General features: G+C 68.4%; 17 protein-coding genes. 8 read left to right on the top strand and 9 right to left on the bottom strand.

What is annotated here, in order from left to right:
* Nucleotides 1–675 precede the first annotated feature (675 nt).
* Together EV192_RS40780 and EV192_RS40775 are read right to left on the bottom strand one after the other, a co-directional pair.
* Nucleotides 676–2,559, bottom strand: a complete 1,884-nt coding sequence (locus EV192_RS40780; RefSeq protein ID WP_132124081.1) for a S9 family peptidase — start codon at nucleotides 2,557–2,559, stop codon at nucleotides 676–678.
* A 65-nt stretch (nucleotides 2,560–2,624) separates the two neighbouring features.
* Nucleotides 2,625–3,620 (bottom strand): TerC family protein, encoded by a 996-nt coding sequence (locus tag EV192_RS40775; RefSeq protein WP_132124080.1) that lies wholly within the window; start codon nucleotides 3,618–3,620, stop codon nucleotides 2,625–2,627.
* Nucleotides 3,621–3,887: 267 nt separating this feature from the next.
* Between EV192_RS40775 and EV192_RS40770 the strand changes: the two genes are divergently transcribed.
* Genes EV192_RS40770 through EV192_RS40740 form a run of 7 tightly spaced genes read left to right on the top strand, consistent with a single transcriptional unit; the run spans nucleotide 3,888 to nucleotide 13,714 of the window.
* Nucleotides 3,888–6,710, top strand: coding sequence for an alpha/beta fold hydrolase (locus tag EV192_RS40770; protein WP_132124079.1), 2,823 nt, complete (start codon nucleotides 3,888–3,890; stop codon nucleotides 6,708–6,710).
* Nucleotides 6,707–7,633: an ABC transporter permease gene (locus EV192_RS40765; protein ID WP_243727384.1), complete on the top strand. Its 927-nt coding sequence runs from the start codon at nucleotides 6,707–6,709 to the stop codon at nucleotides 7,631–7,633. Before EV192_RS40770 ends, EV192_RS40765 begins: the two co-directional genes overlap by 4 nt.
* A gap of 22 nt (nucleotides 7,634–7,655) precedes the next feature.
* Entirely contained in the window at nucleotides 7,656–9,227 is a 1,572-nt protein-coding gene (locus EV192_RS40760) for a MoxR family ATPase (RefSeq protein ID WP_132124078.1), read from the top strand.
* Nucleotides 9,206–10,132, top strand: coding sequence for a hypothetical protein (locus EV192_RS40755; RefSeq protein WP_132124077.1), 927 nt, complete (start codon nucleotides 9,206–9,208; stop codon nucleotides 10,130–10,132). The genes EV192_RS40760 and EV192_RS40755 overlap by 22 nt, the downstream gene beginning before the upstream one ends.
* Nucleotides 10,120–11,808, top strand: coding sequence for a hypothetical protein (locus EV192_RS40750; RefSeq protein ID WP_207926590.1), 1,689 nt, complete (start codon nucleotides 10,120–10,122; stop codon nucleotides 11,806–11,808). Before EV192_RS40755 ends, EV192_RS40750 begins: the two co-directional genes overlap by 13 nt.
* Nucleotides 11,805–12,344 carry a hypothetical protein gene (locus EV192_RS40745; protein WP_132124076.1) on the top strand — a complete coding sequence of 180 codons (540 nt, stop codon included), beginning with the start codon at nucleotides 11,805–11,807 and terminating at the stop codon, nucleotides 12,342–12,344. Before EV192_RS40750 ends, EV192_RS40745 begins: the two co-directional genes overlap by 4 nt.
* Nucleotides 12,345–12,346: 2 nt before the next feature.
* Nucleotides 12,347–13,714 carry an AMP-binding protein gene (locus tag EV192_RS40740; protein ID WP_132124075.1) on the top strand — a complete coding sequence of 456 codons (1,368 nt, stop codon included), beginning with the start codon at nucleotides 12,347–12,349 and terminating at the stop codon, nucleotides 13,712–13,714.
* 16 nt (nucleotides 13,715–13,730) lie between these two features.
* Here the strand turns inward: EV192_RS40740 and EV192_RS40735 are convergent, their stop codons facing one another.
* Complete coding sequence (locus EV192_RS40735; RefSeq protein ID WP_243727383.1) at nucleotides 13,731–14,072, bottom strand: MmcQ/YjbR family DNA-binding protein; 342 nt, start codon at nucleotides 14,070–14,072, stop codon at nucleotides 13,731–13,733.
* 49 nt (nucleotides 14,073–14,121) lie between these two features.
* Between EV192_RS40735 and EV192_RS40730 the strand changes: the two genes are divergently transcribed.
* The gene (locus tag EV192_RS40730) at nucleotides 14,122–15,327 is read left to right on the top strand and encodes an MFS transporter (RefSeq protein WP_132124073.1); all 1,206 of its coding nucleotides are present in this window, start codon (nucleotides 14,122–14,124) and stop codon (nucleotides 15,325–15,327) included.
* Here EV192_RS40730 and EV192_RS40725 read toward each other — a convergent pair.
* The 6 genes from EV192_RS40725 to EV192_RS40700 all read right to left on the bottom strand — a co-directional run bounded on the left by EV192_RS40725 (nucleotide 15,314) and on the right by EV192_RS40700 (nucleotide 20,690).
* Entirely contained in the window at nucleotides 15,314–15,682 is a 369-nt protein-coding gene (locus tag EV192_RS40725) for a type II toxin-antitoxin system VapC family toxin (protein WP_243727382.1), read from the bottom strand. The two genes, EV192_RS40730 and EV192_RS40725, sit on opposite strands and share 14 nt — an antisense overlap.
* Before the next feature lie 29 nt (nucleotides 15,683–15,711).
* On the bottom strand, nucleotides 15,712–15,984 hold the full coding sequence (locus EV192_RS40720) for a type II toxin-antitoxin system VapB family antitoxin (protein WP_132124071.1): 273 nt from the start codon (nucleotides 15,982–15,984) through the stop codon (nucleotides 15,712–15,714).
* 40 nt (nucleotides 15,985–16,024) lie between these two features.
* Nucleotides 16,025–18,178, bottom strand: a complete 2,154-nt coding sequence (uvrB, locus tag EV192_RS40715; RefSeq protein WP_165960889.1) for an excinuclease ABC subunit UvrB — start codon at nucleotides 18,176–18,178, stop codon at nucleotides 16,025–16,027.
* A gap of 217 nt (nucleotides 18,179–18,395) precedes the next feature.
* Entirely contained in the window at nucleotides 18,396–19,814 is a 1,419-nt protein-coding gene (locus tag EV192_RS40710) for a DUF2079 domain-containing protein (protein ID WP_207926589.1), read from the bottom strand.
* A complete protein-coding gene (locus EV192_RS40705; protein WP_132124069.1) occupies nucleotides 19,796–20,194 on the bottom strand; it encodes a hypothetical protein in 399 nt (132 codons plus the stop codon). The genes EV192_RS40710 and EV192_RS40705 overlap by 19 nt, the downstream gene beginning before the upstream one ends.
* On the bottom strand, nucleotides 20,187–20,690 hold the full coding sequence (locus EV192_RS40700) for a SigE family RNA polymerase sigma factor (RefSeq protein WP_132124068.1): 504 nt from the start codon (nucleotides 20,688–20,690) through the stop codon (nucleotides 20,187–20,189). The genes EV192_RS40705 and EV192_RS40700 overlap by 8 nt, the downstream gene beginning before the upstream one ends.
* Nucleotides 20,691–20,747: the final 57 nt, after the last annotated feature.

The raw sequence follows: 20,747 nt of genomic DNA, 5'->3' as shown, positions 1-20,747 counted from the left end.
TTAGTCCAGGCATCGGCGATCTTCTGAGCTAGGTCGGCCCCATCAGGGCAAAAATGCCATTCAGTCTGGCCACTATTTGGCGAACTTCAAGTACGAGCTTCAGTACAGGCGTAGTAATGGTGCCGCTGGGCATATTCAGCTTCACACTCCGACTGGAGCACCGGCCACAGCAGTTTCGCCAACGCGACCTTGTCCTCCCGCACCCGCATCTGGCCGAGGGCACCTTGATGTCGTGGTGGGCAACACGGGCGGCCTGCAGCTCGGTCCGAAGATCGTGCTCCCAGGTTGGCGATGAGACTCGCTGGCTCTGTTGCTGAGTCGCCAGCGTGGTGATCGCCGGTACCGGCTCATCGTCCGTGAAGTTGGCGAGTTCGTATTTGTCGTCGCCCCACACGCGGATGCGGACCAAGAAGTCGAGTTCGTCCTGCACGTGGTGTCCGAACCCACCAAAAGCGTCCGGTCCGCCCACGAAACCCAGCAAAAAGCGGGAGCCCTACGGACCGAAACCCAGGCCGGACACCACGTGCCAGATGTGATTCCCTTGGGCAGGCCACACGGGAGGGAGGCGCCACGACCAAACAACCCAACCAACCAGCAATACCCAGGACAAGGGCTCCCTCTTGGCGGCCTGCCGTAGCGGCGAGCGGAAAATCTTTCCAGCCGCCCAAAAAAGAGCTATAAATACCGCCCCCACCACTCCAAAACAGCGTCAAACCGTTCCCGACGATGCCGAGGCCGCCCAGAACGAGTCAGTTCATGCCCCTCCCCCGGAAAGAGGAGCATCTCCACCGGAGCCTTCTGACGCCGCAAAGCGGCGAACATCCGTTGGGCCTGTTCCACGGGACAGCGGAAGTCGTTCTCCGAGTGCGCGATCATGAACGGGATCCGAATCAGATCCGCGTACGTAAGAGGACTCTTCTTCCGCTGCACCTCAGGGTCGGCGCCGACGTACGCCTCCGCGAAATACCAGCCGATGTCGGAGGTCCCAGCGAAGGAGTCCCAGGCGTTCACCGCGCGCTCGCTCCACGCCGCCCGGAACCGCCGGCTGTGATGAGCCGCCAGCCAGCTGGTCATGAAGCCGCCGTAGGACCCGCCCATCACACCGACCCGGGTGGGGTCGCACTCGGGCAGTTCCAGGGCTTTGTCCAGCACGGACAACAGGTCGTCCACGTCCACTGTGCCGAGGGCGTGCACGATCGCTTTTCCGTGGGACTGGCCGTAGCCCGTCGAGCCACGTGGGTTGGCGACCACGACCGCGTACCCGGCGGACGCGTACACCTGGGCCTCGTCGAAGAAACCCCAGCCGTGGTACATGAACGGCCCGCCGTGGATGTGCAGCAGCACTGGATGCGGCCCGTCGCCCGAAGGCAACACGACCCAGCCGTGGCTGGAGTATCCATCCGGCGAAGTCCCGACGATCTCCCGCACCTCATGGACCCCGCTGGCGCGCAGCGGCGCGGAGAAGTCCGTCAGCCGTTGCCCGCCGCACAGCACGACGTCACCGGCACTGTCCGGAGTGGACACAACGGCCACGACCCGGGAGCCGTCCACCGCGAAGCTTTTCACCCTGGCCCGTTCGCCGGCCAGCAAAGCCATGTCCGCCAACACAACCGCCGAATCCCGAAGCGACACCCGGCGCAGCTCCACGGCACCGCGGCTGCGGACCGTGAAGTACACGTCGTCGCCGGCGATGACCGGCGTGATGTCCTCACAGTCCACGGTTTCCACGTCGGTCACCCGGCGCGGCGGCGCGGACCCGTCGAGCGGCGCCACCCACAGGCCGGTGTTGACCGCGGCGATACTCGACGACTCGGCCAGTTCGCGCCCCTGGTACACGACGTTCGAAGCGTCGACCGCGAGGAAGGAGGCGTCCCCTTGGGTGCGTACCAGGACCTCAGGTTCACCGCCGCCCGCCGGGATCACGTAAATGTCCCGATTGACCGTCTCGACCGCGCCCCAGTCCCGGGCCGCGGCGAAGACCAGCCGGTTGTCCGCTGTCCACGCCGGAGTTCCGACGTCGCACCCGCCATCCGTCAACTCGACAGCCGATCCGGTCAGGTCGACGACGTACAGGCGCAGGCGCCGGTCGCCGCAGTAGCCGAGGTCGTCCCACCGGTAGTCCACCCGGACGATCCGGCGGACCGACTCGGCCGCCGGCTCGACGCCCGGCGTGTCCCGGCCGGGCTCGGGAATCCTTGCGGTGAAAGCGATCCGCTGTGAGTCAGGGGACCACACCGGAGCTTGCGCACCTAACGGCAGATCAGTCAACGCGCGCGCGTCGCCGCCGTCCGTCGGCTGCACGTACACCTGCGGCTGTTCCCCTGGCTTGGTGACCCGCAGGAACGCCACCCACCGGCCGTCCGGGGAGATCGCCGGGGCGGTGTCGGCGTGTCCGTGGGACCAGGGTCGGTCGCCCGAACCGTCCAGCGCCACCCGCCGCAGCCGGCTGGGGTAGTCGTTCGTGTCCAAAGCCGGGTGCGCCGCCGCCACCAGCAGCAACTCACCCCGCAAGGTCACAGTGTCCGGAGTGATGAGCAGCTCGATGTCCTCAGGGCGCACCCGTCTGAAGCTACCCGACCCTTAGCCATGCTCACGACCACTCTTTGGTCGACTTTTCCGGTGGCCTACACGGCCGCCTTCTGCTCCCTGGCGGCCACCCGGCGGGTCTTGACCAGGCTGGCGACGGTGGTGATCGCCAGGACCGTGACGATCACACCGAGCGACACCGCGATGCTCGGCACCCACACGCCGATCGGGTCGCCCGAGTTGATGAACGGCAACTCGTTGGAGTGCAACGCCTCCAGCACCAGCTTCACACCGATGAACGCGAGGATGAAGGCCAGGCCGATCGGCAGGTACACCAGCTTGCGCAGCAGGCCGCCCAGGAGGAAGTACAGCTGCCGCAGGCCCATCAGGGCGAACGCGTTCGCGCTGAAGACCAGGAACGCCTCCTTGGTCAGGCCGAAGATCGCCGGGATCGAGTCGACCGCGAACAGCAGGTCCGCGGTGCCGATCGCGACCATCACCAGGAACATCGGCGTGACCAGCCGCTTGCCGTCGATCCTCACGAACGACTTCGCGCCGTGGTACTTGTCGGTGACCGGCAGGATCTTGCGGGCCATCCGGGTGAGCGCGTTCTCCTTGTACTCCTCGTCGTTGTCCTCGTGCTTGGTGCGCAGGAACGTCCACGCGGTGTAGATGAGGAACACGCCGAACAGGTAGAAGACCCAGCTGAAGTTCGCGACGACCGCGGCGCCGAGCAGGATGAACACGCTGCGCATGGCCAGCGCGAGCACGATCCCGATGAGCAGCACCTTGTGCTGGTGGATCTTGGGGACCTTGAAGGCCGCCATCACCACCAGGAAGATGAACAGGTTGTCGATCGACAGCGAGTACTCCGTGATGTAGCCCGCGAAGAACTCGCCGGCGGGCCGCCCACCGGCGAAGAACCACAGGCCGAGCCCGAACACCACGGCACACGCCACGTAGAACACGACCCAGCGGGCCGCCTCGGCGATGGTGACCTCGTGCGGCTTGCGATCGACGATCACGAGGTCGATGGCGAGCAGGATCAACAGCCCCGCCACGGTCGCGATCCACAACCACACGGGCACAATCATCGAACAACCTCCGGTAAGCGGGCAATAGCCGTCCACCGGAGGTCTCTTCCGCCGCCCTCTCGGGCGGCCGACGGCACCGGGCCTCGATCCGCTGACCAGCGGTCTTCAAGCCGTGTTGACGACACCGCCGCGAAGGAATACTCCCCTCCACGCACCTCCATTGTCCATGTTCGACGGCCATCGCACCAGTTGGGGGCAGGTTGAGGTTGCTCACATACCCACAGCGACTTCTCAGCAAACCTCCAATACGGTTCGAGGGTGCCCCGAATGCCGAAGACCCGGTTCCGTTGGCTGGCGTTCGCGCTGGTCGCAGCCATTGTGGTGGCCGGAGCGCTGATCTGGGTCCGCCCGTGGTCCTCGAGCGGTCCGGTGGTCAGCGCCGAGGACCGGACGATCGTGGTCAAGGACGGCCCGAACCGTGACCAGGACACCCAGCTCGACACCACCCTTTTCCTGCCGGAACGGACACCGGCGCCGGCCGTCCTGCTCGCGCACGGCTTCGGCGGCAGCAAGGCCAGCGTGGTCAGCGACGCCCGTGAGCTGGCCGGGCGCGGCTTCGTGGTGCTCACGTGGTCGGCCCGCGGGTTCGGGCGCAGCTCCGGGCAGATCGGACTGAACGCCCGTGACTACGAGGTGGAGGACGCCAAGCAGTTGGTCACCTGGCTGGCCAACCGGCCCGAGGTCCAGCTGGACGCCCCTGGCGATCCGCGCGTCGGCGTGACCGGCGGTTCCTACGGCGGCGCGATCTCATTGCTGCTCGCGGGCAACGACCCGCGGGTGGACGCGCTCGCGCCTGTGATCACCTATAACGACCTTTCCCAGGCTCTGATCCCCAATTTCGCGACCACCGACGCGCTGCCCGGGACGCCGTCCGCGGGCGCGGGTTCGCCGGACGGCGTGTTCAAACGTTCGTGGGCGGGCATCCTGTTCGCCGCGGGCATGGGCGGCGCGGGTTTCGCGGACCCGAGCGCGGACGCCGCCGAGGCCGGGACCATCCAACGGGACCAGAACGCCCCCGCGCCCAACCCAATCGACGCCGCCCCGCAAAGCTCGCCGTCCCGTGGCGCGCCGCCAGGGCCGTGTGGGCGGTTCACCCCGGAGATCTGCGCGGCGTACACCGAGATGGCCACCACCGGACGGGCCAGCCAGCAGACCGTCGATCTCTTGAAGTCCCTGTCGCCGGCCGCGGTGACCAGCCGGATCACCAAGCCGACCATGCTCGTCCAGGGCGAAGTGGACACGCTGTTCCCGCTGGACCAGGCGGACGCCAACGCCCGCCAGATCACCCAGGCCGGTGGCAAGGTGAAGGTGGTCTGGTACTCCGGCGGCCACGACGGCGGCAAGCCCGGTCCGGCGCTCCGCACGGAGATGGCCGACTGGTTCGACTTCTACCTACGTGGTCAGGGCAAGGACCCGGGCACCGGCTTCGAGTACGCGGTGCAGGGGGCGTTGCGCGCACAGGGGGCGCCGTCGATCCGGACCGTGACCGCGCCGACGTACCCGGGTCTCGGCGCCGACCAGACAAGCCGGCAGGCGGTGCCGTTGCGGGGACAGCCGCAGGTCGTGATCAACCCGCCGGGCGGCAACCCGTCGTCGGTCAGCAGCATGCCCGGCCTCGGCGCGGTGATCGGCGGGTCGAGTCGCACGGCCGGTCGGCTCGCCATCGACCTGCCCGGCCAGGTGGCCAGGTTCACCAGCGACACCATGACGAACCAGTTGCTGATCAGCGGGTCGTCCACGATCCGGCTGCACGTGGACGCGGTGCCCGGCGTGCCGACGCCACCGGACGGCGTGGTGTTGTTCGCCAAGCTGTACGACGTCGGCTCGGACGGGACGCGGACGTTGCCGTCGTCGCTCGTGTCGCCAATCCGGGTGTCCTCGCTGCCCGCGGACGTCACGGTGGCGCTGCCGGGGATCGTGCGGCCGATCGAGTCCCAGCACCGGATCGAGGTCGCGATCGCGTCGACCGACCAGGCGTACGCGCTGCCTTCGCAGCCTGCCGCGTTCACGGTCGGCCTGGCCGATCCGTCGTTGCAGGTCCCGGTCGTGCCCGGGGCGCGGTCGGCGAACCCGGTGCCGATGTTCGCGGTCGTCGGGATCGGCGTGGTGATCGGGCTGTGCGTGATCGCCGCGGTTGTGCTCGCGCTCCGCCGCCGGCGAGCCGACGACCTGGACCCGGAGCTGGCGGGCGTTCCGTTGGTGATCGAAGACCTGTCGAAGTCGTACCCGGGTGGGTTGCGCGCGGTCGACAGCCTGTCGTTCCGGGTGGAGCAGGGCCAGGTGCTGGGTCTGCTCGGGCCGAACGGCGCCGGCAAGACCACCACCCTGCGGATGCTGATGGGCCTGATCCGGCCCACCGACGGCACGATCCGCGTCTTCGGGCACCGGGTGTACTCGGGCGCGCCCGTGCTGTCCCGGATCGGGTCCTTTGTGGAGGGTTCGGGGTTCCTGCCGCACCTGTCCGGCGAGGCCAACCTGCGGCTGTACTGGGCCGCCACCGGCCGACCGGACGAGCAGGCGCACTTCGCCGAGGCGATCGAGATCGCCGGCCTTGGCGCGGCCATCCGGCGCCGGGTGCGCACGTACAGCCAGGGCATGCGGCAGCGGCTGGCGATCGCGCAGGCCATGCTCGGCCTGCCGGACCTGCTGGTGTTGGACGAACCCACCAACGGCCTCGACCCGCCCCAGATCCACCAGATGCGTGAGGTGCTGAAGCGCTACGCGGCCACCGGCCGGACCGTGCTCGTGTCCAGCCACCTGCTCGCCGAGGTGGAACAGGCATGCACCCACGTCGTCGTGATGCACCGCGGCAAGCTGGTCGCGGCCGGCGAGGTCGCCGACATCGCGGCGGTCGGCGGCGAGGCGACGTTCCGGGTGGACCAGCCCGCCGAGGCCGCCACGGTCCTCAATGGACTGCCCGGTGTCACCGATGTCGAGATCGAAGGGACCCAGGTGCACGCCAATCTCGACGGCACACCGCGCGCCGACGCGTTGACCGCGTTGGTCCAAGCCGGTGTTTCGGTCGAACAGGCCGGTCCACGGCGTCGCCTGGAAGACGCCTTCCTTGAGCTTGTAGGTGATGGCAAGTGAGTGAGAACAACGTCCACACCGATCCCGGCGCCATCGCCGAGATGGAGAAAGTGGCGTCCCACGAGCACATCGCCGTGCGGCCGGACGGTTCGGTCGCCGGCTACAAAGCGAGCCGGACCCTGCGACTGCGCGTGGAACTGGCCCGGCAACTGCGCCGCCGGCGGACCCAGCTCATTCTCGGCCTGCTGGTGCTGCTGCCGTTCATCCTGGTGATCGCCTTCAAACTCGGGTCCAACAACCCCAACAACCGGTCCGGCGGCTTCATCGACCTGGCCACCGCGAGCGCGCCGAACTTCGTGGTGACCGCGCTGTTCGTGTCGTGCTCGTTCCTGCTGCCGATGATCGTCGCCATCTTCTTCGGCGACACGATCGCCAGCGAAGCCTCCTGGTCGAGCCTGAAGTACCTGCTCGCGATGCCCATCCCGCGACACCGCGTGATCAGGCAGAAGGCGATCACGTCCGGCCTGCTGTCGCTGCTCGCGATCGTCGTGCTGCCGGCGGTGTCCCTGCTCGTCGGCGTGATCTTCTACGGCGCCGGCCAAGCCGTGAGCCCCACCGGTGACGCCGTTTCCTTCTCCGACGGCATCCTGGCGATCGCCGGCTCGACCGTCTACATCGCCGTGAACCTGCTGTGGGTGGCCGCGCTCGCGCTGTTCCTCTCCGCCTCCACCGACGCCCCGCTCGGCGCGGTCGGCGGCACCGTGCTGGTCGCGATCGTGTCCCAGATCCTCGACCAGATCACGGCACTGGACAACCTGCGCGACTACCTGCCCACGCACTACGCGTTCTCCTGGTCCGACCTGATCTCCACGGACATCGACTGGTCCCAGATGCTCCGCGGCACGTTCTCCGCGGTCACCTACGCGGCCGTCTTCGGCGCGCTGGCGATCCGCCGGTTCACCAGAAAGGACATCACCAGCTGAGCTGACCAGGCATGATGTGCTGGTGAATCCTCCGTACCGGCATGTGTCGCAGGCACCGACGTTGCCGGGGTCCGCGCCGCCGCAGGACGAGTTCGACGTCGCCACGCTGTATGACACCCCGTTGACCGGTGGCGGCTCGGAGTCACCGGTCGCCCTGGACGAGAAGCTGCGGCAGGCCTATTTCTGGATCGTCAACCACGCGATCATCAGCCCGCACTACGACCTGGAGTTCGCCGACGGGCCCAGCGCGAACGTCCACCTCGGCGACACCAAGGCCCGGCTGACGTTGCCGAGCGGGCAGAGCTACTCCAGCTTCGTCCTCGTTCCGTTGCTGACGTTCGCCGTGCGGCGGCGGTGTCTGCTCGTGGGTGGGCCGGGGCGGGGGAAGACGGCCAGCGCGATCCTGATGGGCGTGCTGGCCGGGTATCCGCTGCGGGACGTGCGCCGGGCGATGCAGCACGGGCATCCACAGCTCACCATCTCCGACCTGCTGGGCACGCCGCTGCCGGGGGACCTGATCAAGGCCGAGCGGATGGCCGACATCGACGTGGCCTGGCGGACCTGGCTGGGCATGCGGGTCAAGATCATCGACGAGTACAACCGGATTCCCACCCGGACCCAGTCGGCGCTGCTCACGTTGATGTCCGACGGCTACGCCGAGGTGTTCGACCAGATCTACGAGTCCGCCGACTCGGCCTGGTATCTCACCGCGAACGACGACGCCGGCGGCGGCACGTACCAGGTCATCGAGGCGCTCCGGGACCGGATCGACGTCGTGGTGCACGCACTGGCGTTCAACTCGCGGTTCCTGGGCGAACTGCAGGAACGCGTCGAGCAGCGGCTGCGGCCCGAGGAGGTGGTGCCGCCGGAGATCGTGTTCACCGAGGCCGAGCACGACCGGATGTTCGCCGAGATCCTCCGGGTGCCGATCACCCGCGAGGTCCGGCGCCGGATCGAGTTCTTCGCCGCGCAGTTCGAGCTGCTGGAGCCCGCCGGGGAGCAGTTCGAGTACCGGACCAAGGACACCGCCAAGCTCGCCGGGGTCGAGGTGCACCTGCTGGCGGCCGCCGAGACCGGTCGGGACCGGATCGCCGACCTGGGCGCGCAAACGCTTGGCGGACTGTCGGTCCGGTCGCTCCAAAGTGTCCTGACGTACGCGAAGGCGTTGGCGTACTTCCGGGGCCGGCCCGAGGTGGGGCTGGACGACCTGGCCGCGGTGCTGCCGTTCGTGCTGCACGACAAGCTCATCCCGGACGACCAGTCGCCCGCGTTCGACGATCCGGCCCAGCGCCCCTACCGGACCGACCGGGTCAGCTGGATCCGCTCGTTGTTCGAGCGCGCGTGCGCCGAGTACGACCGGCTCGACCTCGACGTGCACGACCCGGTCGGCGACATGCTCGCCCAGTTCGAGCTCGGCCTTGACGACGTGGACGAGTCCGAAGTGGAGAAACGGCTGGCCGCGATCGAGTCGCTGCTGACCGAGTGGAGCCGCGACCGCAAGCTGTACGGGCACGTCTACGACGACGCGCTCGCGCTGAAGTACCTGCACCAGCGGTACGTGAACTACCGGGCATGGCTGCGATGGAAGAGCTGACCCCGTTCCACACCGCGCTGGCCAAGAACCGGGACCGGTACAACGCGCGGTTCCGGCTGGCGAGGCATCGCGCGAAACACCTGGACGCAAACGCTTTCCTCGCGTACCTCAAGGAATCGGTCGGCCCCGCGGTGGACGCGGCCGCGGCGGCCGGCGGCGATCCGGTCGCGGTCACGGACAGTCTGTTCGACCTCGTGCTCGACACCAACGGCCGCCCGCCGGCTGGGCTCGGCCCGTTGCTGGCGCACCTGGGCCGGTTCGTCGCGGACGCACCACACAGGGTGCCGACCGCGATGGCGAACGCGTTGCACCACCTGGACGACACCGCGGGCTGGGCGTCCACAATGGTCGCAGTGGCACCGCTGGCGCCGACGACCGAGACGCTCCTGGACGCGGGCGCGGTGGCGGCGTGGCGACACGGCCTGGCCGCGTTACGCACGTCGGCGTTGGCCGTCGCCCGACGGGTGCCGCCGGAGATCCTGACCGCCATCCTCGACACGTCAGATGTGGATAGTCTGGCCGCCGACCCGTGGTTCACGCCGGGTGCGGCGTCGGGGCTCAAGGTGGTCGGTCGGTTCGGGCGGTTCCGGGGCTTCGGCGGCACGTTCCGCAAGCCGCCCATGGTGTTCACGTCAGGCGGCCAGTGGCACGCGACCGACGGCAACGACGTCTGGCGGGTGTACGCAGACCGGTTCGGCACCGGCTTCCGTCGGACCGGCCAGGTGCCGATGGACGAACCGGGCAACGGTCTCACCCTGGACCGGACCGGCACGATCCGACTCGGTCGGGCGACCATGGACGTCCCCGAACTGGCCGGGGCGACGAGTTGGGCGACGTCCGGCAACACGCTCGCCGCGACCACGCCGTGGACCCACGCGATCACGTTTGTGGCGTGGACGTCATGAACTGGCGCGAGCACTGGCCGGCGGCGCTGCGGGCGTGGGGCCGGTTCACCAAGGTGCACGACCCGATGTGGTGCGCGACCACAGCCGAAGCCAACAAGGCCGGCCTGACCAGCAGTTTCGCCATGTTCCGGCTGGACGACCGGACGGTCGTGCTGGATGTGCAGGCCGCGACCGAGCTGGGGCTGAGCGACTTCCCGGTGGAGGTGATGGCGCACGAGATCGGGCATCACGTGCTGTGCCCGGCCGACCTCGCCGACCACGCCCGGCTGCTCGGCCGGGTCCGGCAGGGCCTGCCCAACCTCGAACAGCACGCGCCGCTGGTCGCGAACCTGTACGCGGACATGCTGATCAACGACCGGTTGCAGCGGAGCCGTGGCCTGCGGATGGCCCAGGTGTACGAGCGGCTGGCCGACCCGGACAGCACTCCACTGTGGACCTTCTTCATGCGGATCTTCGAGATCCTCTGGTCGGTGCCGTCCGGCACGTTGACCCGTAAGGAAATCGACAGCAGCATGGACGGCGACGCCCAACTCGGCGCCAAACTCGCCCGGGTGTACGCGACCGACTGGCAGCGCGGCGCCGGTGGCTTCGCCGCGTTGTGTTACCGATACCTGGCCGAACAGGCCGAAGGCGACTTCGCGCAGGCCAGGCGGCGGGTGTGCGTCGGGGTCGTCGGCGACGGCGTGCCCGTGCCGGGGTTGACCGGGATGGACACCGAGCCGATCACGCATCCGGCGCTCGACCCGCGGGTGAACGACTTCGCGCCCGAGCAGGCGCCCACCGAGAACCCGCTGCAGGGCGCCGGACAGTACCGGGAACCGTTCGAGTACGGCCAGATCCTCCGCCAGCTCGGTCTGTCCGTTTCGGACGAGGACGCGGCCGCCCGCTACTACCGGGAACGCGCCGCGCCGCACCTGGTCCGGTTCCCCGTCAAGACCAGGCCGTTGTCGTCGGAGCCGCTGCCGGAAGGCCACACGGCCTGGGACATCGGCGAACCGATCGAGACCGTCGACTGGGTGGCGACCGCGCTGCGGTCACCGGTGGTGGTGCCCGGAATGACCACCATGCAGCGGCTGATCGGCCGGACCGAGGCCGATGAGAGCGACCGGCGACCGGTCGACCTGGACCTGTACGTCGACTCGTCCGGCTCGATGCCGAACCCACGCCAGACGGTGTCGTACCTGACCTTGGCCGGCGCGATCCTGGCGTTGTCCGCGCTGCGGGTCGGCGCGCGCGTCCAGGCCACCCTGTGGTCGGGCACGGACGAGTTCCTGATGACCGACGGGTTCGTCCGGGACGAGACGGCGGTGATGCACGTCCTCACCGGCTATTTCGGCAGCTACACGGCGTTTCCGATCCACATCCTGCGCAAGACGTACCTGGAGCGCGAGCGCGCCGAGCCGACGCATATCGTGGTGATCTCCGACGACGGGGTGGACACCATGGTGCAGGCCGCTGACGAGCTCGGCCGGCCCGGCGCCGAGATCGCCGCGGCGGCGCTGGCCGCGGCCGGCGCGGGCGGCACGCTCGTGCTGAACCTGTGGTCGGACGAGGTGGAGGAACGCATCCGGTCGATCACGCCGGGCTGGGACGTCAGCCGGGTCACCGACTGGCAGCAGCTGATCGACTTCGCCGCCGCGTTCAGCCGCAGGCAGTACGAGAGGAGCCGGTCGTGATCAGCTTGTCCCGTCTCACCAGGCGGCTCGCCGAGACACCCGCCGACTTTCTCGCCGACGACGTCTCCGTGCCGGCCGTGGTGTCCGATGTGCTGATGTCGGCCGGTGGACAGGCGTTGGACGCGCGCAGCGCAATGCCGTTCGAGTCGAGTGAACGCAACTGGCAGCGGCTGGTGCTGATCTCGTGCTGGCTGGTGGCGGACGACGACCTCATCGCCGCGGCGGACGCCAAACGCCTGTACGACTTCCTCACCGAGGTGTTGCTACCGCTGGCCGACCTGGTGGACGCGCCGAAGTTCGTGGCCGACCCGGACCGGCGCGAGGAGCTGACCAGGCTCGCCCTGCGGTCGCTGTCGTTGCTGCCGGACGGGGAGACCGCCGCCCAGGCCGCCGACCGTCTGGCTACTGTAGACAGTGTGCGGCGACAGGAAGTGCTCCGGGCGGCCAAAGAAGCCGAGGAACGGGCCGCGGCGGTCCGTAAGGCCATGGAAGAGCAGCGCGCCAGGGAAGCGGCCGCCCGATACAGCCAGGTGTGATCATGCGCGACTACCCGGTCCCGGACTACGTGCCGATGGCGGCGACCGCCCTCACCGACAGCGAACGCTGGCCGCTGCTGACCGACGCCGGCCGGGCGATGCTCACCCGGCTCCGCGAGCATCCGCATGCCCCGCACTACAACCACGCGTGCGGCGACCGCCTCACCCAGGCCTCGGTGGACCGGCTTCGGTCCTATCAGGACACTCTGCGGGCCGGCCAGCACGGCTGGACGCCGACCCAGGAGCCGCCGTGGGTGGACGAGCTGATCGCCAAGGTGCACGCGACCGTGCCGCGGTACCGTCGCCGCTCGGTTCCGCAACGGCTCACGGACGTGCCCACGATCGGCCGGCACGATCTGCTTTCCCAGGCCGACCAGCACGTTCCGGACGACGCGGACCTGTCGGACCTGATCGTGTACGACACGTCCGGCTCCCGTGGCCCGGCCGCGCGGGTCCCGATGAGCCCGGAGTTCACCTCGCTGGACCTGCCGGTGATCGAACACGTGCTGGCGCGGTTCGGCGTCCGGCTCGACGGCGGCGCCGACCGGGTGTCCCTGGTCAACGTGTACCACCAGCCGGTGGCGTACCAGTTCGTCTCGGTGATGTCGTACCTGGGCGGCGCCGGGCTGCTGAAGATCAACCTGCATCCGTCCGGCTGGACCGCGCCGGACCATCGAGTGTCCTTCTTGGACTCCTGCGTGCCGGAGCTCTACACGGGCAACCCGATTTCCTTGGCCACGCTCGCCGAACTGCCGCTTCGCCACACGCCGAAGGCCGTGATCAGCGGCGCGATGGCCTTGTCCGGCGCGCTGCGGCAACGGCTGGAGGAACGCTTCCAGTGCCCGGTGGTCGACCTGTACGGCATCACCGAGACCGGTCTGATCGCGTGGCGTGACCAAGATGTGCACCGGATCGTGCCGCGCCGGCTGTACGTTGAGATCCTGGACGAGTCCGGTCGCCGGTGCGCGCCGGGAGTGGTCGGCGAGATCACCGTGACCTGCGGGGAGAACCCGATGTTGCCGTTGCTGCGGTACCGGACCGGCGACCACGCGGCCTTGGAATGGCGCGACGGCCCGGTTCTTCTCGGCCTGGACGGGCGGGCGCCGGTGATGTTCCGTGGCGCGAACGGAACCCTGGTCAACTCGATCGAGGTGACCCACGTACTGTCGCCGCTCGGTTTGGTGGCGTGGCACCTGCATCAGCGCGCGGACGGCTCGTTCACGTTGTCGGTCCACCACATCGGCGCACCCGATGTGGACACGATCGCCGCCGCGTTCACGTCCTTGCTGGGCGACGTGCCGGTGACGGTCACGCTGGACGATCTCGCGCGGGACGCGAAACCTCAGCGGTACACATCGGACTTGGGCTGATCAGCCTCTAACACCGTTAGAGAGGGCGCTTCGACTTCGGCAGTTTGGCCAGGACGGCGTCGTACGACCCGTCCAACAACTCCATCAGGTCGTCATCAGGCACGGAACCGCTGAGCTGGACGCGATTCCACCCGTACCGTCCGATGTACGCGCTGGCCTCGATGTCGTCCGGGTACCGGTCGCGCCAGACACTCGCCTCGGCCGAGTCGACACCGCATTTCACACCGACCGCCCCGCCGGTGAGCCCGATGAACGCGAACGCCTTGCCGCCCACCTTGGCGACCAGTTCCGCGTCACCCCACGGGTAGGTCTCCTCGGCGCCCGGCTTGGCCAGGCAGTGCTCAACCACCTCATCCACGGTCACATAATCGATTGAACCGCATCAACGCGACTGGAGATACTCGGGCGTGCAGTTGCGGGACCCTCTGAGACACGCCGCGTTCCGCTGGCTCGTCACGGCCCGTATCGCGAACAATCTCGGCAACGCCATAGCGCCGGTCGCACTGGCCTTCGCCGTCCTCGACCTCACCGGCTCCGCGGTTGACCTGGGCATCGTCGTCGGCGCGCGGTCCGTCGCCACCGTCGTGTTGCTGTTGTTCGGCGGCGTGCTCGCCGACCGGCTACCGCGCAGCGTCATCCTCCAAGGCTCGTCCCTCGCCGCCGCGTTGACCCAGGCGTTGATCGCGCTGTCCGTGTTGGCGGGGTTCGCCTCAGTGCCACTGCTGGTCGTGTTGAGCACACTCAACGGGGCCGTGGCCGCGGTCTCGATTCCCGCTTCGCTGGCGATCACGCCACAGGCCGTGCCGGCCCCACTGCTGCGCCCCGCGAACGCCATCGTGCGGATGGGCGTCACCACCGCGATGACCGTGGGCTCATCGTTGGGCGGGCTGGTCGCTGGGGTGCTCGGCCCAGGGTGGGCGGTCGCCGCCGGAGCCCTAGCGTTCCTCCTGGCCGCCGGCGGATACGAGGGAATGCGCCACCACGTGACCGTCGCCCCACCCCGCCCGGCCGCGCGGCCGCTGGCCGAACTCCGCGAAGGCTGGACAGAGTTCCGCGCCCGCACATGGGTGTGGGTCGTGGTGCTGCAGTTCATGATCGTCAACGCGGCGGTGGTAGGCGGCACCCAAGTCCTCGGCCCAGCCGTCGCGGACACCACAGTCGGCCGCCCCGCATGGGGTGTGACACTCGGCGTACAGGCGGTGGGCGCCTTCTTGGGCGCCCTCGTCGCCGCCCGCTGGCATCCCCGCCGCCCCTTGCTGATCGGCGTCGCGGCAGTGTTCTCCGAAGCCCTCCCCCTGCTCGCCCTCGCCGAAGCGCCCCGACTCCCCGTGCTCCTGATCGCCATGTTCCTCACCGGAATGGCCATGGAACAGTTCGGAATCGCCTGGGACACAACAATGCAGCAGCACATCCCACCGGACAAACTGGCCCGCGTCTACTCCTACGACGCCATCGGCTCGATCCTCGCGATCCCGATCGGCGAAATGACCGTCGCCCCCATCGCCACCGGCCTGGGAACCTCCCTCACCCTGCTGGGCGCGGCCGGCCTGATCATCGTCGCCACAGCCGCCGCCCTCTGCAGCCGCGACGTCCGAAAACTCAGTTCCCGCTGAGCTTCACCAGGTCAAGGTCGGTGTGAACGAAGTCGTCGCCAACGAAGAGCAACGGCTCGCGCGCGATGTAGGCCGTCGCGTAGGTGAAGCAGTCCCCCATGTTCAGCTTTGCCCGATGCCGTCCCTTGCCGAAACGGTAGTAGGCGTCCTCGGCGACCTCGGCATGCTGTGCGGTGAATGGCACTGTCTCCACTGAGAACCTCTGCACGAAGCGGGACAAGTGGCCACGCCCTTGCACGCCACGACGTGCGAGTAGTACCACTCCCGTCTCAGCCAGCGTCGGTGCGCCGACTCGGACACCGTCGCCCATCAGCAACTGCCTCAGCACCTCCGCGGATCCCGGCTCGTCCTGCATGATGGCGATGATCGCTGAGCTGTCGATGATCACACGCCATCAGGGCCATAGCCCAGAATCTCCTCACGCTCGGCCTTGGTGATGGGCTTGCCCAACTCGTCCGCGGGCACTTGGGACCAGATCTCATCCTCCAGAAACCGGCGAGCTTCAGCCAGTCTTCGACCGAAGTCATGCTGAGCCACCAGGCGGTCTCGGCGCTCACGCAAGGACGTTCGGACAGCTGCCGTCTTCGTTTCGCCAGTAAGCTCAGCTACTTCGGTCGCGAGCCGCTCTGCCTCGTTGTCCTTGATGTTCATGGCCATGGTGTAACTCTACCATAGATGGTGTAGTGGCATGCAGGTGCTATTTGATCCCGGCGGCGTCCATTCCGCGGAGTTCCCGCTTGAGGTCGTGGATCTCGTCGCGGAGCCGGGCGGCCAGTTCGAACTGCAGCTCGCGGGCCGCGTTCATCATCTGGTCGGTCAGCTGCTGCACGAGGTCAGCCAGTTCGGCGCGGGGCATCTTGGAGACGTCCCGGTCGGCCAGGACGCCGGAGCTGCGGCCGCCTGGTTCGCCCGTGGGTTTCTTGCCCCGGGAGACGTTGCGGGCGGAGCCGCCCACCGGCACTTCGTTGTCGTCGGCTTCCTGGTAGACGCGGTCCAGGATGTCGGCGATCTTCTTGCGCAGCGGTTGGGGGTCGAGGCCGCGTTCCTCGTTGTACGCGGTCTGCTTGGCGCGCCTGCGGTCCGTCTCGTCGATCGCGAGCCGCATGGCCGCGGTGACCTTGTCCGCGTACATGTGGACCTGGCCCGAGACGTTCCGGGCGGCGCGGCCGATGGTCTGGATGAGGCTGGTGCCGGACCTCAGGAAGCCCTCCTTGTCGGCGTCCAGGATGGACACCAGGGAGACCTCGGGCAGGTCGAGGCCCTCGCGGAGCAGGTTGATGCCGACCAGCACGTCGAAATCGCCGGTGCGCAGCTGGCGCAGCAGCTCCACCCGGCGCAGGGTGTCCACTTCGGAGTGCAGGTAGCGCACCCGGATACCCAGTTCCAGCAGGTAGTCGGTGAGGTCCTCGGCCATCTTCTTGGTCAACGTGGTGACCAGGACGCGCTCGTCCTTCTCGGCCCGCTCGCGGATCTCGCCGACCAGGTCGTCGATCTGGCCCTTGGTCGGCTTCACGATCACTTCCGGGTCGATCAGGCCGGTCGGCCGGATCACCTGCTCGACGAACTCGCCGCCGGTCTGGCCCAGCTCGTACGGGCCGGGGGTGGCCGACAGGTACACCGTCTGGCCGATCCGGTCCTGGAACTCCTCCCAGGTCAGCGGCCGGTTGTCCAGCGCGCTGGGCAGCCGGAAACCGTGCTCGACCAGGTTGCGCTTCCGGGACGCGTCGCCCTCGTACATGCCGCCGACCTGCGGCACGGTGCCGTGCGACTCGTCGATCACCATGAGGAAGTCCTCCGGGAAGTAGTCGATCAACGTCGCCGGCGCGCTGCCGCCCTCCCGGCCGTCGATGTGCCGCGAGTAGTTCTCGATGCCCGAACAGAACCCGACCTGGCGCATCATCTCGACGTCGTAGTTCGTCCGCATCCGCAGCCGCTGGGCCTCCAGCAGCTTGCCCTGCCGTTCGAACTCCGCCAGCCGCTCTTCGAGCTCCTGCTCGATCGCGCGGATCGCCCGTTCCATCCGCTCCGGCCCGGCGACATAGTGAGTCGCGGGGAAGATCCGAAGGGTGTCGACCTCGCGGATGATGTCGCCGGTCAACGGGTGCAGGTAGTACAGCTTGTCGATCTCGTCGCCGAACAGCTCGACCCGAACCGCCAGCTCCTCATACGCCGGGATGATCTCGATGGTGTCGCCGCGCACCCGGAACGTGCCACGGGCGAACGCGATGTCGTTGCGCGTGTACTGCACATCCACCAGCGCGCGCAGCAGCACCTCACGGTCGATGTTCTGGCCGATCCGCACTTCGATGGACCGGTCGAGATACGACTGCGGCGTGCCCAGGCCATAGATGCAGGACACCGACGCGACCACGATGACATCCCGCCGCGACAGCAGGTTCATCGTCGCGGAGTGCCGCAGCCGCTCGACGTCGTCGTTCACCGAGGAGTCCTTCTCGATGTACGTGTCTGTCTGCGGGATGTACGCCTCGGGCTGGTAGTAGTCGTAGTAGCTGACGAAGTACTCGACCGCGTTGTTCGGGAACAGGTCGCGCAGCTCGTTCGCCAGCTGCGCGGCCAGCGTCTTGTTCGGCGCGAGCACCAGGGTGGGCCGCTGCACCTTCTCGATCAGCCACGCGGTGGTGGCGGACTTGCCCGTCCCGGTCGCGCCCAGCAGGACAACGTCCTTCTCGCCCGCGTTGATCCGGCGCTCCAGCTCCGCGATGGCCGCGGGCTGGTCACCGGCCGGCTGGTAGTCGCTGACGACCTTGAACTTGCCGTCGGCGCGCGGAATCTCGCTCACCGGCCGAAACTCGGAGTGAGCGATCACTGGGTACTCAGTCGCGAATGCCACAACCAAGACTCTACGACCGACCACCGACAATATTGTCGGTCCTCGCTCCGCTCGGACGGGCTCGGCCGCCTTCAGCCGGACTGTGTCCACCGCCCACCCCCACCGGTCCACCCCGCCCCACGCGGCCGACATCTTCGCTTCATGCTGGTCACCGCTGATCCCGGGGCGATGTCGGGCGTGTTGCGTGGCGTAAATGACCGGCGCGGCCGAGCAGGGGTCAGCCCGGGCTGACGCGACGGAGTATCCAGTAGCCATCGGTGTCGATGAGTGGCGTGTAGGTGGCGTTCGGGTGTAAACGGCGGGCGTAGTCGAGTACACCCTGCCAGGTCATTGTGGCGTCGTAGTAGGCGATGTAGTCCGGTGTGATGCCGCGGGTGTCGCCGATCCAGTAGACCTGGCAACGCGGGGCCAGGTGAGCGCTCGGCACGATGTTGGCCTCGACGCTGGCGCGGTCGGGGATGGTCGCCAGCGCCTGGTCGGCGGCGCGCGCCTCAGGCCCTGTCCGGTAGGTCTCAGCGTGGGTGAGGGAGGCCACCGGCAGGGCGGTGCTCAACGCGAGTGCCACCGCCGAGAGGGCGAGGGGCAGGTGGTGGGCGTAAGCGCGCAGGCGGTTGTGGCGTAGCCGGGGGATGGCGTCGACCAGGGCAAGGGTGACAATGGGCATCAGGACGGCGTTGTAGTGCCAGTCGGTGCTCCAGTAGTGCTCGTCGTTGGACAGGAATCGCCAGGCCAGTGTCGGCACACTGGCCAGCAGCAGCGGGGAGCGTAAGGCCAGCAGGCCGGTGGTGGGCAGCAGAATCCATAGCAGCGTCCGGACTTTCTCGTCGATGTCGCCCCCTGCCAGACCGCCGGCGCTGCTCAGTTTCGACCAGTAGTCGTAGTCGCCTGCCGCGCTGAATCCGGGAATCACCACCCCCACGGTGACGACGCAGGCGAGGACGCAGGCAGTGCCGACACTGATCGCGACGGTGACGATGCGCGGCTGGGTGTGCCGGGCCCGCAGTGCGACGAGCATGGCGATGGCCGCGGCGGTCAGGCCGAGGTCTTCTTTGACCAGGACAAGGGGGAGGGCCCAGGCCAGCGCGGTGCGCCAGCGCTGGTGAACCAGCGCTTCGAGGGCGAACGCGATCATCGGCACCGCGAAGCAGATCTCGTGGAAGTCGAAGTCGACGGCGCGCTGGACACCCCAGGACAGACCGTAGGCCACGCCGATGGCCACCCCGTTGGCGCGGCCCAGCAGGCGCGCGGCGGTGCGGGTGACGGGCACCACGGCGAGGGCGAACAGCAGCGCCTGCGCGATGAGCATGGTGATCGCGGTGGGAAAGAGCCGGTAGAAAGGGCTGATCAGCGCGACCATCGGGCTGAAGTGATCGCCGAGGATGAGGAACCCGGGGCCCTTCAGATCCGAGACCGGGGGTTGCAGGCGGGCGTAGGAACCGATGACCTGTTCGAAGATCCCCAGGTCCCATGACATCGTCTTGAAGTTGAGGTACCGCGAGGTCGACAGGACCGCGTAGATCACGAAGAACCCCGCCGCCAACAGGTAGGGATCACGGCGTCGCCGACCGTGACCGGCGAACTGGCCGTCCGGGCGCGGGCCGGAATCGGCGGCCGCGGTCAGGTACGTGGTGGCCACGGTGCGCCCTCGGAGTCGTCCTCCGCGCCGATGGGTAGCCGGCTGGGAAACACGGTTGAGAGCGACGTCGAGGGTGCGGGTGGGGAAGATGGGGAGGGTGGGGGTGCGGGGACGGCCGGGCCTGTGGGGTGGTTGCGCAGTGCGGCTGCCGCGGTGATCACTGTCGTGACGCAGAGAATCGCGGCGGCAGCGGTCAACACCACCCGCCGCCTGCGCCGCCGCGTCCCTCGGCGGATGATCTGCTGGTGGGGCACCGGCGACACCGCCACCGCCGCCGCGCCGGCAATCTGTCGCAGCTCCAGCCGCAACCGACTGTCGCGTTGCCCCTCGGTGGGCGGGGGGGCATCGTGCGGGCCGAGGAACGGATTGTGCTCAGACACCGTGATCCTCCGTACGCAGAGTGTCGTCGAGAAGCGGCGCGAGGGCAGCCCGGCCTCGCGACAAGTGGGTTTTGACCGTGCCGGACGCCATGCCGGCCGCGTGGGCGATCTGCTCCACGGTCAGGTCGCACACGTAGAACAGCACCACCGCCAGTCGCTGACGCGCCGGCAGGTGCTGCAGAGCGTCCGCGAGGGCGACCGCGTCCGGCCGCGGCCCGGCCGCGGTCGGGGGCTGGAGTCGGCCGAGGCTGCGCCAGGCATGCAGGGCACGGGTGTGTTTGCGCCAGCGGCTGATCGCCAGCCGGCCCGCGGTGGTACGCACCCATGCCTCGGGTCCTGCGTCCCGCCGCAGCTTGCCGCGGTGGGTCCAGGCACGGACGAAGGCCTCCTGCACCACATCCTGTGCTTCCTGCAAATCACCGGTGACCAAGTAGAGCTGTCCGGTCAGCCGTCTGACGCAGTGCGTGTAGAACTCTTCGAACTCCTCGACTGTCAAGATCGATCACGTGCTCCCGTGCGGCGGTTCAAGTCGTAGGGACATGGGTGGTTACTC

The sequence above is a fragment of the Actinocrispum wychmicini genome (assembly GCF_004345645.1).
GTDB classification, from domain to species: Bacteria; Actinomycetota; Actinomycetes; order Mycobacteriales; family Pseudonocardiaceae; genus Kibdelosporangium; species Kibdelosporangium wychmicini.
This window is presented reverse-complemented; position numbering and strand designations above follow the sequence as displayed.

Coding starts and splice junctions, on each gene's coding strand:
- EV192_RS40740 (WP_132124075.1), top strand. CDS start 12,347: ATGCGCGACTACCCGGTCCCGGACTACGTGCCGATGGCGGCGACCGCC.
- EV192_RS40770 (WP_132124079.1), top strand. CDS start 3,888: ATGCCGAAGACCCGGTTCCGTTGGCTGGCGTTCGCGCTGGTCGCAGCC.
- EV192_RS40775 (WP_132124080.1), bottom strand. CDS start 3,620: ATGATTGTGCCCGTGTGGTTGTGGATCGCGACCGTGGCGGGGCTGTTG.
- EV192_RS40725 (WP_243727382.1), bottom strand. CDS start 15,682: ATGCAGGACGAGCCGGGATCCGCGGAGGTGCTGAGGCAGTTGCTGATG.
- EV192_RS40720 (WP_132124071.1), bottom strand. CDS start 15,984: ATGGCCATGAACATCAAGGACAACGAGGCAGAGCGGCTCGCGACCGAA.
- EV192_RS40755 (WP_132124077.1), top strand. CDS start 9,206: ATGGCTGCGATGGAAGAGCTGACCCCGTTCCACACCGCGCTGGCCAAG.